12 protein-coding genes are annotated in these 15130 nt (G+C 70.0%); 3 read left to right on the plus strand and 9 right to left on the minus strand.

From position 1 onward, the window contains the following. Nucleotides 1-144 precede the first annotated feature (144 nt). From EG812_RS10970 to EG812_RS11005, 8 genes are all read right to left on the minus strand, one after another. The gene (locus tag EG812_RS10970; RefSeq protein WP_013732135.1) at nucleotides 145-984 is read right to left on the minus strand and encodes a GNAT family N-acetyltransferase; all 840 of its coding nucleotides are present in this window, start codon (nucleotides 982-984) and stop codon (nucleotides 145-147) included. Between the two features lie 194 nt (nucleotides 985-1178). After that, nucleotides 1179-2351: a flavodoxin-dependent (E)-4-hydroxy-3-methylbut-2-enyl-diphosphate synthase gene (gene ispG / locus EG812_RS10975; protein WP_126711510.1), complete on the minus strand. Its 1173-nt coding sequence runs from the start codon at nucleotides 2349-2351 to the stop codon at nucleotides 1179-1181. A gap of 9 nt (nucleotides 2352-2360) precedes the next feature. Then, nucleotides 2361-3611, minus strand: a complete 1251-nt coding sequence (locus EG812_RS10980) for a M50 family metallopeptidase (RefSeq protein WP_013732133.1) — start codon at nucleotides 3609-3611, stop codon at nucleotides 2361-2363. Further along, nucleotides 3611-4822 (minus strand): 1-deoxy-D-xylulose-5-phosphate reductoisomerase, encoded by a 1212-nt coding sequence (gene dxr / locus EG812_RS10985; RefSeq protein ID WP_043719956.1) that lies wholly within the window; start codon nucleotides 4820-4822, stop codon nucleotides 3611-3613. The genes EG812_RS10980 and dxr overlap by 1 nt, the downstream gene beginning before the upstream one ends. Nucleotides 4823-5357: 535 nt before the next feature. Continuing rightward, nucleotides 5358-6023, minus strand: a complete 666-nt coding sequence (locus EG812_RS10990) for an endonuclease V (protein ID WP_233579450.1) — start codon at nucleotides 6021-6023, stop codon at nucleotides 5358-5360. Nucleotides 6024-6112: 89 nt separating this feature from the next. Then, nucleotides 6113-6661 carry a GNAT family N-acetyltransferase gene (locus EG812_RS10995; RefSeq protein ID WP_126711511.1) on the minus strand — a complete coding sequence of 183 codons (549 nt, stop codon included), beginning with the start codon at nucleotides 6659-6661 and terminating at the stop codon, nucleotides 6113-6115. Between the two features lie 160 nt (nucleotides 6662-6821). Then, nucleotides 6822-9386, minus strand: a complete 2565-nt coding sequence (locus tag EG812_RS11000; protein WP_158632499.1) for a M14 family metallopeptidase — start codon at nucleotides 9384-9386, stop codon at nucleotides 6822-6824. Between the two features lie 126 nt (nucleotides 9387-9512). Beyond that, nucleotides 9513-10055, minus strand: a complete 543-nt coding sequence (locus tag EG812_RS11005; protein WP_013732128.1) for a GNAT family N-acetyltransferase — start codon at nucleotides 10053-10055, stop codon at nucleotides 9513-9515. A 117-nt stretch (nucleotides 10056-10172) separates the two neighbouring features. On the opposite strand from EG812_RS11005, the gene EG812_RS11010 reads away from it, so the two are divergent. From EG812_RS11010 to EG812_RS11020, 3 genes are all read left to right on the plus strand, one after another. After that, nucleotides 10173-11021, plus strand: a complete 849-nt coding sequence (locus EG812_RS11010; protein WP_126711705.1) for a YhjD/YihY/BrkB family envelope integrity protein — start codon at nucleotides 10173-10175, stop codon at nucleotides 11019-11021. A gap of 141 nt (nucleotides 11022-11162) precedes the next feature. Then, the gene (locus tag EG812_RS11015) at nucleotides 11163-11648 is read left to right on the plus strand and encodes an aromatic ring-opening dioxygenase LigA (protein WP_102659002.1); all 486 of its coding nucleotides are present in this window, start codon (nucleotides 11163-11165) and stop codon (nucleotides 11646-11648) included. A gap of 93 nt (nucleotides 11649-11741) precedes the next feature. After that, nucleotides 11742-13337: a phytoene desaturase family protein gene (locus EG812_RS11020; protein WP_126711513.1), complete on the plus strand. Its 1596-nt coding sequence runs from the start codon at nucleotides 11742-11744 to the stop codon at nucleotides 13335-13337. An 88-nt stretch (nucleotides 13338-13425) separates the two neighbouring features. Here EG812_RS11020 and EG812_RS11025 read toward each other — a convergent pair whose 3' ends face one another. Next, complete coding sequence (locus tag EG812_RS11025) at nucleotides 13426-15000, minus strand: Rieske 2Fe-2S domain-containing protein (protein ID WP_043719947.1); 1575 nt, start codon at nucleotides 14998-15000, stop codon at nucleotides 13426-13428. Nucleotides 15001-15130 lie beyond the last annotated feature (130 nt).

The raw sequence follows: 15130 nt of genomic DNA on the forward strand, positions 1-15130 counted from the left end.
CCGGTGTGATGGCGAAGGTTCTAGCCTGAGGGCAGGACCGTGCCGCTTCAACGCCTTTTTTGCGCAATCCGGCCCGACCCGTTGCTTTCCGCCGGGTCGCGTGCCGCAGTCACCAGCGGGGGACCACCGGGGCAGTCAGGCGGCTCAGAACAGCACGGTCGCCAGCGTGCCGACCGGGCGGAACCCGCACCGCTCGTAGACCCGCCGGGCGGGCAGATTGAAATCGTTGACGTACAGGCTGACCGTCGGGGCGACCCGGTTGAGCGCGTCGCGCACCACGGCCGCCATCGCCGCCGTCGCGATCCCACGCCCACGCCACTCGGGCGCCACCCAGACCCCCTGGACCTGCGCCGTGTGCCGGGTGACGACCGCGAGCTCCGCCTTGAAGACCACCTGACCATCGACAATCCGGGCGTACGCCCGACCCGAGCGGATCATCTCGGTGACCCGGCGGCGGTACCCGCGCCCGGCGTCCTCGGCCAGCGGCGAGACGCCGACCTCCTCGGTGTACATCGCCACGGCCGCCGGAAAGAGCAGGTCGAGCTCACTGCCACGAACCAGGCGTACGTGCGGGTCGGCGGGGACCCTGGGCAACGCCTCGGTGGCCAGCAACGGCTGATTGGGGCGTACGTCCCGGGCCGGCCCCCAGGTGTCGGAGAGCCGGTCCCACAGTTCCAGCACCGCGTCGGCCCGTCCCACGATCGACGAGCAGATCCGGTCCTCACCGGCGAGCAGATCGGCGAAGGCGGCGGTCGCCTGTCGGGTGGCCAGCACCGGGGTCAGGTTGCCGCCCAGCCAGCAGACCGATTCGAGCTGCCGGCGGGAGCCGTACCCGAGCACCCGCCCCTCGGCCCGCCACCACGCCAGCCCACGCGCGGCGATCCGCTCCGCGACCTGCGCACCCGCGTACGGGTCGAGGTCGAGCAGCCGCTCGACCGCGCGACGCTCTGACTCACCCAGTTGCCGCACCGGCGCCGTCAGCACGGTTACCAGCCTGCCAGATCCGTCCGAGTCGTGTTGGCGGACGGTAACCGTCCCCGCCACCTTCCGCGTCGAGGGCACCCGACACCCCATTCCCCCGCTCAAGATCGCGCTCGATCACAGATCGAGTGGTCTCGTCACGAGCACAAGCCACTCGATCCCACATCGAGCACGATCATGGGCGACTGTGGGGTGGGTCAGTGGACGGTGACGGTGGCGCCGGGGATCAGGCCGCGCAGTTCCTCGGGCAGTTCGGCGCCCATCTCCTCGGCCAGCCGCAGCGCCTCTTCGATGAGGGTCTCCACGATCTGCCCCTCGGGCACGGTCTTGACGACCTGGCCCTTGACGAAGATCTGCCCCTTGCCGTTGCCGGAGGCGACACCCAGGTCGGCCTCGCGGGCCTCGCCGGGGCCGTTGACCACGCAGCCCATCACGGCCACCCGCAGCGGCACCGGCAGCCCTTCCAGGCCGGCGGTGACCTCCTCGGCGAGCTTGTAGACGTCCACCTGGGCACGCCCGCAGGACGGGCAGGAGACGATCTCCAGGCCGCGCTCGCGCAGCCCGAGGGACTCCAGGATCTGGTTGCCGACCTTGATCTCCTCGACCGGCGGCGCGGACAGCGACACCCGGATGGTGTCGCCGATCCCCTCGGCCAGCAGCGCGCCGAAGGCGACCGCCGACTTGATGGTGCCCTGGAAGGCCGGGCCGGCCTCGGTGACGCCCAGGTGCAGCGGGTAGTCGCACTGCTCGGCGAGTTGCCGGTACGCCCGGATCATCACCACCGGGTCGTTGTGCTTGACCGAGATCTTGATGTCCCGGAAGCCGTGCTCCTCGAACAAGGAGCACTCCCACAGCGCCGACTCGACCAGCGCCTCGGCGGTGGCCTTGCCGTACTTGGCGAGCAGCCGCTTGTCCAGCGAGCCGGCGTTGACCCCGATCCGGATCGGCGTACCGGTGGCGGAGGCCGCTGCGGCGATCTCCTTGACCTTGTCGTCGAACTGACGGATGTTGCCGGGGTTGACCCGCACGGCCGCGCAGCCGGCGTCGATCGCGGCGAAGACGTACTTCGGCTGGAAGTGGATGTCGGCGATGACCGGGATCTGTGACTTGCGGGCGATCGCCGGCAGCGCCTCCACGTCGTCCTGGCTGGGCACCGCGACCCGGACGATCTGGCAGCCGGAGGCGGTCAGCTCGGCGATCTGCTGGAGAGTGGCGTTGACGTCGGCGGTCAGGGTGGTGGTCATCGACTGCACGGAGACCGGCGCGCCACCACCGACCGGCACCGAACCGACCATGATCTGGCGGCTCGCCCGGCGGGGGGCCAGCGGCGGCGGCGGTACGGCAGGGATACCGAGGCTGACAGCTGTCACTTCAGGCACTCACCTTGGGAAGAGGGTGATCGGGTTGACGACGTCCGCAGTGATCGTGAGCAGGGTGAACACCCCACCGATCAGGATCACCACGTACGTGAAGGGCATCAGTTTGAAGTAGTCGACGCGGCCCGGGTCGGGGCGGCGCAGTCGCGCGTACACCCAGGAGCGGGCCCGCTCGAACCAGGCGATGGCGATGTGGCCGCCGTCCAGTGGCAGCAGCGGCAGCAGGTTGAACACCCCGATGAAGAAGTTCAGCGAGATGAACAACATGATGAAGATTTCCCAGGCGTTGTTGGCGACGGCCTCGCCGCCGAGCACGCTGGCGCCGACCACGCTGATCGGGGTGTCGATGTCGCGTTCGCCGCCGGTGATGGCGGTCCAGAGCGCGGGAATCTTCTCCGGCAGGCGCTGCAACGCCTTCGCGGTGGCCACCGCCATGTCGCCGATGAAGGTGCTGGTCGCGCCGACGGCCTCCACCGGACCGTAGGAGACCAGACCCGGGGTGCTCAGGACCAGGCCGACGCCGAGCGCGGAGACCTCGGTGACCGGGCCGTCCGGGTTGTCGATCGGCGGACGCTTGGTGGTCGCCAGGGTGGTCTCGGTGGTGCCGGGCTGGCCGTCGCGCTCGTACCCGATGGTGGCGGTGCTGCCCGGGGTGGTGGCCCGCAGCGTGGTCAGCAGCTCGCCGTAGTTGTTGATCGGGGTGCCGTTGATCGAGGTGATCCGGTCGCCGTTGCGCAGCCCGGCCGCCCCGGCGGGGCTGGCCGCGTCGCCCGCGGCGCACTCCCGGTAGGTGGTGTCCGGCAGGACGCAGTCCTGGATGGCGATCACCGCGGGCTCGGCGCGGATCTGCTGCTCGTCCCGCGGGAAGTCGGGGTTGGGCAGGCCGAAGGTCATCGCCGCCAGCCAGGCCGCGAAGATCGCCAACCCGAAGTGGGTGATCGACCCGGCGGACATCACGATGGTCCGCTTCCACACCGGGTAGCGCCACATGGCCCGCTTCTCGTCGCCGGGCTCGACGTCGTCGTCCTGCGGCGTCATGCCGACGATCTTGCAGAAGCCACCGAGCGGGATGCCCTTGAGGCCGTACTCGGTCTCGCCCCGCTTGAAGGAGAAGATCGTCGGGCCGAAGCCGACGAAGTAGCGGGTGACCTTCATGCCGAAGGCCTTGGCGGTGAGCATGTGGCCGGCCTCGTGCAGGCTGACCGAAACCAGGATGCCGAGGGCGAACAGCGCCACCCCGAACGCGAACGACATCAAGCTCCTTCCACCGCAGCAGCGATGATCTCCTGCGCGTGCGCGCGGGCCCACGACTCGGCTTCGAGTACGTCCTCGACGGTACCCGGTTCACCGAAATCGGGAGCTCCCTCCAGCACTCGCTGTAGCGTGTCGACGATGCCGAGGAAGGGCAGTCGCCCGGCGACGAACGCCGCGACGCACTCCTCGTTCGCCGCGTTGTAGATCGCCGGTCGGCAGCGCCCCGCCTCACCGGCCGCCTTGGCCAGCGCCACCGCCGGGAACGCCTCGTCGTCGAGGGGCGCGAACTCCCAGGTGTGACTGGTCGTCCAGTCGACGGCGGCGGCGGCGTCCGGCACCCGGTCCGGCCAGCCGAGGCCGAGGGCGATCGGCAGCCGCATGTCCGGCGGGCTGGCCTGGGCGATCGTGGAACCGTCGACGAACTCCACCATCGAGTGGATCACCGAGGTCGGATGGATCATCACGGTGATGTCGGCGTACGGCACGTCGAACAGCTCGTGCGCCTCGATCACCTCCAGCGCCTTGTTGACCATGGTCGCCGAGTTGATCGTGACCACCGGCCCCATGTTCCAGGTCGGGTGTGCCAGGGCCTGCTCGGGCGTGACGGCTGTCAACTCGTCGCGTCGCTTACCCCGGAAGGGCCCACCACTGGCGGTGACGATCAGTCGGCGTACCTCGGCCCGGGTGCCGGAGCGCAGGCACTGGGCGAGGGCGGTGTGCTCCGAATCCACCGGGACGATCTGCTCCGGCCGCGTCACCGCGGCCTTGACCAGCGAGCCGCCGGCGACGAGGGACTCCTTGTTGGCCAACGCGAGCGTACGACCGGCGCGCAGCGCGGCCAGGGTCGGCGCCAGCCCCAGGGACCCCACCACCCCGTTGAGTACGACGTCACAGGGCCACTGCGCCAACTCGGTCATCGCGTCCGGCCCGGCCACGATCTTGGGCAGCTTGAACTCCCCGCTGGCCCAGCCCCGCCGACTGGCCTCGGCGTAGAAGGCCAACTGGAGGTCCTGAGCGGCGGAAGCCTTGGCCACCCCGACCGCCTCGACGCCGAGTTCGAGCGCCTGGGCGGCGAGCAGGCCGACGTTGCCGCCACCGGCACCCAGCGCCACCACCCGGAACCGGTCCGGGTTGCGTCGCACGATGTCGATGGCCTGGGTACCGATCGACCCGGTAGAACCCAGCAACACAAGATCACGGGGGGAACTCACGCCGCCCATTCTTCCCCACGCCGCTGGGCGAGAAGGAAGGGCACCTTATTAACGCCTGCGGTAGAGGAAGGGCCCCTTGTTAACAACGAGCTACCCGCAGGAAGAACGGCACTGCGGCGGCAGCGCACTCGCGCGGCCGGTCGATGACGTCCCTGCGCCGGTGACCCGCAGACACGATCTCGCCGAGCAGCACCGCCGTGGCGATGTCGACGGCGCAGCGGCCACCACCTGGCCAGCGAACCACACCCTGCCGGCGTCAAGGCCCTAACCGCCCGTCCCGATCTCCTTCCGGTCAGACCCTGCCCTGTCACACTGTCCAGCCCTGCTGATCGTCAGGCCATCCGACGTGATCGACACCGTTACGCCCGAACGGCGGTGTCCCACTGCCGTGGTCACCACCATTCCGCCGAATTGCTGAGTGATCATGGCTGGGCCGGGCGGACACACACAGCATTGCGAGCCTTCGGCTGACCTCAACAACCTGAGGGCCTGAGCACTTCGCTGCGACGGCTCTCGCCGACTTCGCCGTCGCCGATCAATCGAGCTGCGCGCGGCGGAGGGCTTCGCGGGAGAGGAAATCGGCTCGGCGGATGACCTCCGGGAGGCGGTAGCGCGGGCTCAGGTCGAGGGTCAGGGTGGTTGCCTGGTCCAGGGTGGTGCGGTGGCCCACCGACACGAACACCGGCTTGACTCCGGTCTGCGTACGCAGCACCCGGCCCAGCACCTCGCCGTCGGCCCGCAGCGGCAACCAGTCGCCCCGGCTTCCGCCCGGCTCGTCGTACCCGGCGACGAAGGGGGTCTTCGCCACCCCGAAGGTCGGCAGCCCGGCGACCACGCCCAGGTGACAGGCCAGCCCGAAGCGTCGGGGATGGGCGATGCCGTACCCGTCGCACACCACCAGGTCCGGGCGCGCCGCGAGCCGGTCGAGCGCCGTCAGCAGGATCGGCACCTCGCGAAACGCCAGCAGCCCGGGAACGTACGGGAAGCTCACCTCGCCGGGCACGACGGCCGACTCCACCTCGACGCCGGTGGCCAGGTCGAAGACCACCGCGGCGGCCGTGACACGCGGCGACGATCTGTCGTACGACACGTCGACGCCGGCCACGAGTCGTGGCGCGGTGGTGAGGTGTTCGTGCAGGTCGAGACGCTGCCGCAACTGTTCCTGGATGCCCTCGGCCTCCGCCACCGTCGCAGGAGCCACCAAGGCAGGAGCTACCGAGGCAGGAGCTACCGAGGCAGGAGCTACCGAGGCAGGAGGGGCGGGCTGCTCACCGGGGTCGGGTGGTCGGGTCACGCCGGGCGGGCCAGGACGAAGGTCTCCAGCTCCTCGCCGCCGTACCAGTCGCTGCGGCGACCGACGGGTGTCATGCCGAGCCGGCGGGCCACCGCCATCGAGGCGGTGTTGCCGGGGGCGATCACCGCGTGGATCAGCGGTGTGCCGGTGGCGAATTCCCGTTCCATGCAGGCGCGTGCGGCTTCGGTGGCGTATCCGTTGCCCCAGGCTTCCGGGTGTAGGTGCCAGCCCACCTCGATGTCATCGGTGAGCACCTGCTCGTCGCGCCCCGGCAACGGCTTGATCATCACCGTGCCGACCACCACGCCGGTCTCGCGCACCTCGACCGCCCACAGGCCGTACCGCTCGCCGTACGCCGCGTGTCGTCGGTGCCACCTTGCCAGCAGCTCGGCCGCCTGTGCCGGGTCCGTCAACGGGAACCTCGATGCGGCGCCGAGCCACTGGGCGATCTCCGGCCGGGAGTAGATCTCGAACAGCCGGGCCAGGTCCGCCGGCCGATCGGTCCAGTCCCGCACGAGTAGCCGCTCGGTGGTCGCGATCGTCATGAACCATGATCATAATTATCGCCGACCTGGCCGCAACACCATTTGGAACACGACGGGCGATCCAGGTAGACCTTGGCACCCCGATCAGCTGGTGGAGCGAACTTGCCCCGGCCGATGCATCGCGCACCGGCCGGGGCAACGATCACCCGAGCTGGTCAGTTCACCACCACAGGGCGGCGGCGACCTGCGGGTACAGGCCCTCGGGGTGAGCCCGGAACAGCGGCTCGGTGCCGAACAGGGTCACGTTCGCCCCCTTCGCCACGCCACTGACCACTACCGCGTGACCGGCGGCGGCCTCCTGGCCACCCCAGTGCCCGGCGAGGAAGAAGCCCTCGGCGGCCAGGCGCTGGTCGACACGTACGCCGTCCCCGACGCGGGTGAAGTACTGCGGTGCGTCGACGAACGCGGTCGGCAGCGCGTTGCCGGTGATCGGCGAAGCCGGGTCGTTGACCACCTTGACGATGCCGTTGGCGTCGCTGCGTCCCGCCGCGATTGTCACGTCGAGTAGCCCGGCGCGGTCGTTGAACTGCTTTCCGCTGGCCCCGCGCCCGACGATGGTGCCGCCGTCGGCCAGCCACTGGTTGAACGCGGCGGCCTGGGTGGCGTTGAGGCTCAACGGGTTGAACGCCGTCGTCGAGACGAAGAAGGCGTCGAAGTCGGCGAAGGACAGGATGCCGTTGTTGAACGCGGTGTGCGTCACCGAGATCGGCTGGAAGCCCATCTGCTGCAGGGCGAAGATCTCACCACCGTTGGCGGCGACACCGAGGCGCGTCTTCGACACCGGGGTGGTGTTGCGGACCTGCGGCGGGGTCATCCGGATGAACTCCACCCCGTACGCCTCGGCGACCTGGCGGACGACGGTCAGGTCACCGGGCACCACGAAGGTGCCGTCGGCGGTCCGGGACAGCCGTACCCCGTCGTTGAGCAGCTGGTTGACCGCCTGGATGCCGGCCACGGAGTCGACGACCAGGCCGTAGTGGGCCTGCTTGCCCGGCGGCACGGAACCGGTGGCGCGGGCCTCGGTGACCGTGCGCAGCGCCTTGTCGTCCAGGGTGACGTTGCCGTCCACCTGCTGCACGGTGGCGCCCCAGAGGTGACCGTGGCTCCAGGCCGAGATGTCGTACATCGCGTTGAAGTCGTTCGTCACGTCCCGCCCGACCCCGAGCAGGGTGCTGGCCAGGCCCCGCTTGGCCTGACGCATGTCGACGACGTAGGTGCCGGCCTCGTAGTGGGTGCCGCCCAGCTTGAACGGCCGCGAGGCGCGCTGCACCTCAAGGTCGTTGTCGAGCATGAACTGCACCAGCCGGGCCGCCGCGGTGGCGCTGCGCTGGTCCTTGCCGGCCGGGATGACGTACGCGCGGGCGAAGTCCTGCAGGTGCGTCTTGACGTTGTCGCCGCGGGCCAGCGAGATGGCCAGCGGGTCGTCGATCGGCCGGGTCGACTCACCGTCGACGCCACGGCGGAACCACTCCAGCTGGTTGGCGAGCAGTTCCTCGCGGTTCTGGGTGGCGTACTCGAAGTTGCCGCGGATGGTGGCGGCGGCGACGGCGGTGTTGATCCGGGTGCGCTCGTGGCGCTCGGCGACGGTCAGGTTGCCGCGCGGGTTGAGCGGCACCTCGATGGTGTGGCCGATGGCGCCGTGGTACATGGCGTACATCGGGGTGAAGATCGGCGGCCAGTCGTCCCAGCCCTGGGTGCGGTCCCGGAACGGGATGTCGTTGCGCCGGGTGCCGTCGGAGTTGACGCAGCTGGCCCGGGTCTCGCCGGTGGCCAGCACGGCCCGCTCCATGGACAGCCCGTTGCGCAGCGCGTGCTTGATGTACAGGTCGTACTCGTAGTTGTCGCCGTGCGGGCCGGTGGTCGGCTCGATGAGCGTGCAGTTGACGTACCCGTGGATGTCCAACATGGTCAGCGGGCTGTAGCGGACCAGCTGGGCCCGCACCGCGCGGACCTCCGGCTGCGAGGCCGTGATGTAGTCACGGTTCATGTCGAAGCCATTGGCGTTGGCTCGGGTCGCGGCCACCCGGCCGTCCGGGTTGTTGGTGACCACGAAGGCGAAGACGTGCTTGTTGAGCATGTCCACGATCGCCGGGTCGGTGGAGAACGCCAGGTCCTGCAGGATCTGGAGGCTGGCGTCGGTGCCTTCCCACTCGTTGCCGTGGATGTTGTTGTTGACGAACAGCGGGGTGCGCCAGTTGGCGTACCCGCCGGCGGCCAGCTTGGCCTGCGCCGCGTGCGGGTCGTTGATCCGCAGGTCCGACAGCTGCTGCCAGGTCTTCCACTGGGCGTCGCTCATCGGTGCGGTGGCCACCACCAGGTGCAGGTCCCGGCCGAGCACGGACTGGCCGATCACCTCCACGCTGATCCGGTTGCTGCGCTGCAGGTTACGCAGGGCCGCCGGGATGTCGTGGTACGGGATGAGGTTGAGCGGGATCGACGCGTCGGTCAGCTCCACCGGCACGTCGACGATGACATCGTTGCGGGGTTTGCCCGGCAGTTTGGCCGTTGCGGCCGGCTGGGCGGGCTGCCGTCCGGGGGCGTCGGCGGAGCGTCCACGCTGGCCGGGGCCGACGCCGAAAGGCAGCTCGGTGTCGGACTGGCCGCGCGGTGAGGCAGCGGCCGGGCCGCGCTCCGCCGGGTCGGGGGGTGCCGCCACGGCGGCGGACGCCGGTCCGAACAGCAGCGCCGCGGAGATCAGGGCTATCAGTGGTCGTCGTACAGCCACGCAGATACCTCGCTTCGAGGAGTGGGCGCAAGGTGGCGACTCTTGATCGCCAGCGCCGATGATTGGCTGTTCTACCAGCGACGACAGCACAAGTCGATAGCCGAGCCAGCGGGAGCGCTCCCCTGCCTATTCGCCGGTCAGGACGAAGGTCTCCACTTCGGTGCCGCCGTACCAGTCGGTGCGTCGGCCCAGACTGGACATACCGAGCCGCCGACAGACCGCCATCGACCGCTCGTTGCCCGGCATCACCACCGCGTACACCTGGCGGTTGCCTGCGGCGAACTCGCGGGCCAGCACGGCGCGGGCCGCCTCGGTGGCATAGCCGTGGCCCCAGGAATCAGGGTGCAGATGCCAGCCCACCTCGATGTCGTCGGTCGGGGTGTGGCCGTCGGCGCCGGGCAACGGCTTGAGCAGTACGCTGCCGGCCACCGTCCGGGTGTCGCGGACCTCGATCGCCCAGAGGCCGTACCGCCCGTCGTACGGGGCGTACCGCTGCCGCCAGGTGGCGAGCCGCTCGGCGGCCTGGTCGGGGTCGAGCAGCCGGCCCGCTCCCCCGCCGAGCCAACGCATCACGTCCTCACGGGAGTAGATGTCGAAGATCCGGGCGAGGTCGTCCGGCGAGTCGGTCCACTCTCGCAGCACGAGACGGTCGGTGCTGGCTACGGTCATGGCTGGCGATCCTAACGTCGCCGCGAACCCCTCGACGCGACCACGCGAGCACGCCGCCCGCCACCCTGCCGGCGCAGCCCAGGCGTGAGCGGAGCCGGTACGGGGAACAGGGGCGTGATGGGCGAGGCATGGCGGCGGACGAAGCGGATCACCCGGGCCGCCTTCCGGCCGGTACGCGGACGGGATCTGTCGTTGCACGCCGCCGCGATCACGTTCTACGGTGCGATCGCCGTGGTGCCGGTGGCCCTGCTGGCGATCTGGCTGACCACGCTGGTGGCGGGCGCCGACCGGGTACGGCGGCTCACCTCGTACGCCGTGGAGGCACTGCCCGACGCGATCGGTGCGCCGCACGCGGTGGCCGCCCTGGTCGAGGCCGGGGTGGATCTGACGCCGTGGCTCGCGCTGGCCGCCGTGCTGCCCGCGTCACTGTACGGCGAAGGGCTGCGTCGGGCGTTCGTCTCGGTCGCCGCGCCCCGCTCCGATGAACACCTGATCGGCTGGCGGGGTCGGCTGTTGCTGCTGCCCCTGCTCGCGCCGGCCCCGGCGCTGCTGCTGGCCGTCCTGCTGGCCCTGCCGACCACCACCGGCCTGGTCCGCCGGGGCGGCTGGGCCGGCGCGCTCGGCGTGGTGCTCTCCTTCCTGGCGGTGTGGCTGGTGCTCACCCCGGTGCTGCTGTGGGTGTTCCGGGTGGTCGGTCGCGCGTCACCGGACTGGCTGTCGGCTCTGCTTGTGGGTTCGTTCACCGCGGCGAACCTCTCCGGTTTCCTGCACGGCTTCGTGCTGTTCGCCTCGCTCCCGCTGGACCTGGGCGTCCCCTTCGGCGGCCTCGACGAGGTGGGTGCCGCCGTCGCCGTCCTCCTGTGGCTCTACGTCTTCCACGTCATCGTCCTGGCCGGCTACTCCGCCACCCTCGCCCTGTCCGGGTGGCGTGACCGCAGGCGACGCACCGCACCGGTCACCTCCTAGCCGAACGCGACAGCATGTCGCACTGCGGTCCGCCCGCCTGGATGCGCCGCAATCCCGAGCGGTCGATACTGACCCGCACGGAGCGACAAGGTCATTCCGCGCCAGGCACCTACATACCGGGGTATCAGGAGGAGTAATCAGATGACGGACACGTCTGCACCCACCACGGCGGCCGGCAAGCCGCTCGGCTCGACCGTACGACTGCTGTCGATCCTGGTGATCATCGCCGGGCTGGTCATGCTGGCCGCCGGAGCCACCACATGGTTTGTCGTGCAGAGCCAGCTCGCCGACGAACGCATCACCGTCTCCGACGACGCCGACAACTTCGCCGGCAAGCAGATCAAGGGCCCGTTCACCGCGTACGCGGAGGCGGAGGTCATCGAGAAGCACGCGCTGGAGGCCAGCGGCGGCAAGACCTATGCCGAACTCGACCGGGAGGACCCCAACCGGCAGGTGGTGATGACAGGTTCGTTCCTGCGCTCGTCCCTGTTCACCTCGGTGGTGTCCTTCGGCGTCGCCGCCCTGGCGATGGGCCTCGGGGTGGTGCTCGCGCTGATCGGCTACGCCCTGTTGGCCGTCTCCCGTCAGCTCAACGCCATCACGCCCGCATCGTCGAGCACCTCCTGACCATCCGAGGGCCGGCCACGAACCCCTCGGCGTTGGTGGCCGGCCCGCTACGGGTACGAACAGATCAGGCAGGTCGCGGGTTAGGGTGCGGGGATGACGGGTGAGCTGCCGGGCAGAGTCGACGTGGTGGTGGTCGGGTCGGGGCACAACGGGCTGGTCGCGGCGACCCTGCTGGCCCGGACCGGGCTCGACGTGCTGGTGTTGGAAAGCGCCGAGGTGATCGGTGGGGCGACCCGTACCGAGAACCCCTTTCCCAAGGTGCCGGCGCTGCGGCACTCCACCGGGTCGTACCTGCTCGGGCTGATGCCGCCGGAACTGCTCGCCGCGCTCGACGTGCGGATCCCCGTGCTGCGTCGCGACCCCCACTACTTCCTGCCCACCCCCGGCGGGGTCGGCTCGCCGTACCTGCTGTTCGGCACCGACACGAAGGCCACCCGAGAGCAGCTCGCCGAGTTCTTCTCCCCCGCCGACGTGGCCGCCGACGACGCCCTCCAGGCCGAACTGGCCGCGCTGCGGGCCGACCTGGCCCCGGCCTGGCTGGCCGAGCCGCTCGACGTCGAGCAGACCGCACAGCGTTACGTCCGTCCCGAGTTGCAACAGGTCTTCGTCGACCTCGTCCGGGGCTCGGTCGCCGACTACCTGGCCCGCTTCGAGTTCCGCTCCGAGCTGCTGGTCAGCATGTACGCGGTCACCGACGGCCTGTCCGGGCTCAACGCCGGCCCGGACGACCCCGGCACCGGTCACAACTTCCTGGTGCACAACATGTGCCGGCTACCCGGTGCCGGCGGCACCTGGATGATCGTCGAGGGCGGCATGGGCACCGTTTCGGGCACCTTCGCCGATGCGGCCCGCGCCTCCGGTGCCCGCATCGTCACCGGCGCACCCGTTACCGCGATCACGCTGGACTCAGGTGCCGCCAGTGGCGTGGTGCTCGCCGACGGCCGCGAGATCGGCGCCGAGGTGGTGCTCGGCGCCTGCGACCCGTACCGGCTGATGGAGCTGTTGCCCGACGGGGCGCTGCCCACCGCACTCACCGATCGGATGGCGGCAGTCCGACGCACCGGCACCACTCTCAAGCTCAACCTGGCGCTGCGCGGCCTGCCCCGCTTCTCCTGCCTGCCGAAGGACGCGCCGAGCCCGTTCGGCTCCACGATCCACCTGCTGCCCGGGTCGGCGTCGCTGACCTCCGGCGGTGGTGAGTCCCCGATGGCGGCCCTGCGGGGGATGTGGGCGGACGTGCAGGCCGGGCGGCTGCCGGCGGAGCCGACCATCGAGTGGTACCTGCACACCACCGTCGACCCGTCGCTGGCCGACCCGGACGGGCACCACTCGTCGGCGCTGTTCGTCCAGTCGGTGCCGTACGAGTTGGCCGGCACCACCTGGGAGGCGGCGCTGCCCGGCTACGTCGACCAGTTGGTGGCCATCTGCGAGCGGTACGCCCCCGGCACCGCCGACCTGATCGCCGACGCGGTGCCGCTTCCCCCGCCCGGCATCGAGACGCACTTCGGCATCACCGGCGGGCACATCCACCACGTCGACAACACCGTCTCGTTCACCGACCGGATGCCGTACGCCACCGGGGTCGACGGGGTGTACGCGGGCAGCGCCGGCTGTTACCCGGCGGGCAGCGTGATCGGCGCCGCCGGGCACAACGCGGCTCAACGCATCCTCGCCGACCTCGGCCGCTGAGCGCGCACGGGACGAGGTGCAAGGAAGGGCACCTTATTAACGTCTCGCGTAGTGAAGGGGCCCCTTCTTAACACCTCGGGCAGGCGGCCTAACTCGTCGGTTGGGCGACCTCGGTCTCCTCGCCGACGCGGTGCGCCCGGACCTTGTGCCCGACGCTGGTCAGGCAGCGGCCGCTGGGCAGGTCGAAGCGCCAGCCGTGCAGCTGGCAGGTGAGCTGGTCGCCGTCGACGATGCCGAAGCGGCTCAGGTCCGCCTTCAGGTGCGGGCAGCGGCGCTGCACCACCCAGTCGCCGAGGGTGATGTCCTCGGCGTCGACGGCCCGTTCGTGCTCGTCGTACCAGCCCTCGGCGTACTGGAGACGCTCGGTGGACAGGCACTTGAAGAAGGCGTACACGAACTCGTTGTACTGGCCGATCCGGGCGGCGGAGAACCGGCAGGACAGGAAGAGCGAGTTGACCCAGTCCACCTCGCCGATGTGCAGCAGGTGCTCGACGAGCGCCCGCTCGGTACGGAACCGGTACCTGACCTTCTCGTCGGCGTACGGCCGCACCTGCTTGCCGGGGAAGTCCACCACGATCGACTCGATGCTCTCGCCGTCGTAACCGACCAGGTCGAAGCGGACCGGGCCGCCCACACCCTTGGCCAGGTAGATCGACTCGTCGAGCAACGGCTCGATGCGCTGCTTCAACTCCTTGAGCACGTCGATCTCGGGGTGCCGCCAGGACGCCTTCTCCGCCTCGATGATCGGGCGCTTGCGCTCGCGCATCTCCTCCAGGTGGGCCACCTTGTTGGCGAAGAACTCCTCCACCGGCACCGGGTGGGTCGTCGTCGCGCCGGAGGTGGTGATCTCGGAGACGCTACCGGGCAGCAGCACGATGCCGTTGGTACCGCCGACCTTGGCGTACTCGGCCAGGAAGACCGACTGGTCGGGGAAGATGTTCCCCTCGTCGCCGAAGATGTCGTTGAACTGCCACAGCTCGTCGTCGAGGAAGCAGGGCGGGCCGGCGATCGGGAAGACGTGGTCGGCCTTGAGGTCGTCGATGTAGCGCCAGGTGCGGTCGAACTGCCGGTCCCGCTTCTGCTTGCCGAACGCGGTCTTCGCCGACTGCGGCAGCTCGTAGACCATCGGGTACCAGATCGCCCCGGAGAACTGGAGCATGTGGGCGTGCACGTGACCCAGCTCGGCGAAGGTGCTCAGGTCGGTGGGGCGGGCGTCGTTCTGGTTGAGCAGCCGCACCCCGTCGTACTCCACCCACAGCGACGAGTCACCGATCGGGCCGTCGGTGGGGCTGGTCAACGCCTGGATCATGATCTTCAGGCCGCCGTCCAGCTCCACGACCTCCTCGTTGCGGGTCTTCAGGAACTTCGTGAAGCCCAGCGCGCGGAACTCGTCCTCCATCTCGGAGGTGGGGAACTCGGGCAGCAGCACGGTGGCCTTCTTCGACACGTACCGCTTCAGGTGCGCCGCGTCGAAGTGATCCCGGTGCAGGTGGGAGACGTACAGGTAGTCGACGTCGCCGAGGGTCTCCCAATCGAGCAGGGAGTTGTCCGGGAACGGGAACCAGGAGGCGAAGTAGGCCGGGTTGACCCACGGGTCGCACAGGATGCTGCCCGCGCCCGTGTCGATCCGCATGCTCGCGTGCCCGGTACCGGTCACTCGCACCGCAGTTCCCCCTCAAGAAGACAAATCAAGGCGTACGCCGAAACGCTACCGGAGGTAGCGTGCTCGCCGTCCCTCGACACCGGTAGTCCCCTCCGGCCCGGGGATGACGGGCCCTTCGGCCCGGGCGCTC

Origin of the sequence: Verrucosispora sp. FIM060022, assembly GCF_003977705.1 — a bacterium.
Taxonomy (GTDB): domain Bacteria; phylum Actinomycetota; class Actinomycetes; order Mycobacteriales; family Micromonosporaceae; genus Micromonospora; species Micromonospora gifhornensis.

Coding starts and splice junctions, on each gene's coding strand:
- EG812_RS10980 (WP_013732133.1), bottom strand. CDS start 3,611: ATGTCGTTCGCGTTCGGGGTGGCGCTGTTCGCCCTCGGCATCCTGGTT.
- EG812_RS10995 (WP_126711511.1), bottom strand. CDS start 6,661: ATGACGATCGCGACCACCGAGCGGCTACTCGTGCGGGACTGGACCGAT.
- EG812_RS11005 (WP_013732128.1), bottom strand. CDS start 10,055: ATGACCGTAGCCAGCACCGACCGTCTCGTGCTGCGAGAGTGGACCGAC.
- EG812_RS11010 (WP_126711705.1), top strand. CDS start 10,173: ATGGGCGAGGCATGGCGGCGGACGAAGCGGATCACCCGGGCCGCCTTC.
- EG812_RS11015 (WP_102659002.1), top strand. CDS start 11,163: ATGACGGACACGTCTGCACCCACCACGGCGGCCGGCAAGCCGCTCGGC.
- EG812_RS11020 (WP_126711513.1), top strand. CDS start 11,742: ATGACGGGTGAGCTGCCGGGCAGAGTCGACGTGGTGGTGGTCGGGTCG.